Source organism: Novosphingobium sp. KN65.2 (genome assembly GCF_001368935.1).
Lineage (GTDB): Bacteria > Pseudomonadota > Alphaproteobacteria > Sphingomonadales > Sphingomonadaceae > Novosphingobium > Novosphingobium mathurense.
Genome location: NZ_CCBH010000035.1, coordinates 1 through 1,168 on the forward strand (window position 1 = coordinate 1; position 1,168 = coordinate 1,168).

Annotated in this window: 1 pseudogene; it reads right to left on the reverse strand. The window is 59.8% G+C overall.

The window, feature by feature from the left end:
- A pseudogene (locus SPHV1_RS01245) lies at window positions 1–1,102 on the reverse strand (conjugal transfer protein TrbE); the annotation flags it as partial.
- Window positions 1,103–1,168: the final 66 nt, after the last annotated feature.

Genomic DNA, 1,168 nt, shown 5'->3' on the forward strand with positions numbered 1-1,168 from the left:
CGCCCACCACCTTCGCCAGCGGGTAGAGCGACAGGCCCTTGTCGAACGCGAAAATGGACATGCCGGGATAGCGGCGGAGCTGGGCGGCGAGCAGGCCGAGCAGCGTTGACTTGCCTGCGCCCGTGGGGCCGAAGATGAAGCTATGCCCCACGTCGCGGACGTGGAGATTGAGCCGGAACGGCGTGGAGCCGTTGGTGACGCCAGACATGAGCGGGGGCGAGCTGGGCGGATACATCGGGCACGGCGCATGATCGAGGCCGGTCCATATCGAGCTGGTCGGCATCAGGTCGGCTAGGTTCATGGTGTTGATGATCGGGCGGCGGACGTTTTCGACGCCATGCCCCGGCAGCGTGCCCAAGAACGCCTCTAGGTTGTTCACCGTCTCGATACGGGCCGCGAAACCGAGTGCGTTGATAGCCTTTTCAAGCTGGCGCGCGGCCTGTTCTACCTTATCGCGGCTTTCGTCCGTCAGGACGACGACGCCGGTATAGTATCCTTGTGCGATAAGGCCGGAGTTGACTTCCTCCAGCGCATTATCGGCATCGGCCACCATCGAAAGGGCGTCCTGATCTATCTTGCCGCTGTTGGTCTGGAAAACCTGATCGAAGAAGCCGCGAACCTTTTGCCGCCACTTTTTGCGGAAATCCTCAAGGTGTTTCACAGCTTCATGGAGGTCCATAAATATGAACCGCGTGGACCAGCGATATTCAATCGGCAGCTCGCCCAGCGCCGAGAGGATGCCCGGCGTCGATTCCATCGGGAAACCTTCGATCGCTACCGTCTGGACGAACTTGTTGCCGATGCGCGGGATTACGCCCGTCCACATTTCGACACCGCCGATGATGGAATCGAGATACATCGGGTTCGAGGGCAGCACGACCGGCTGATTTTTGCCGGTGACGCAGAATTGCAGCCACCGCAAAAAGTCGTCGTGCGTCACGGTCGAGCCGTCCTCATTTTCGACCTTGTGAGCGCGAAGGCGGGTCAGCTTCACGGCCGAGGACAGACGGCTTTCAAATGTGGTGATTTCGCGCTTGAAGCGTTCAACCAGGTCGGCCGTGCGTTGCTTGTTGTTCGGCCGCTCCCGATCGTCGTCAAACATCAGCTCGACAAACTTTTGCTCCGCTATGACCGGAGGGAAGTAGGTCGCGGTAATGACGAAATAGCC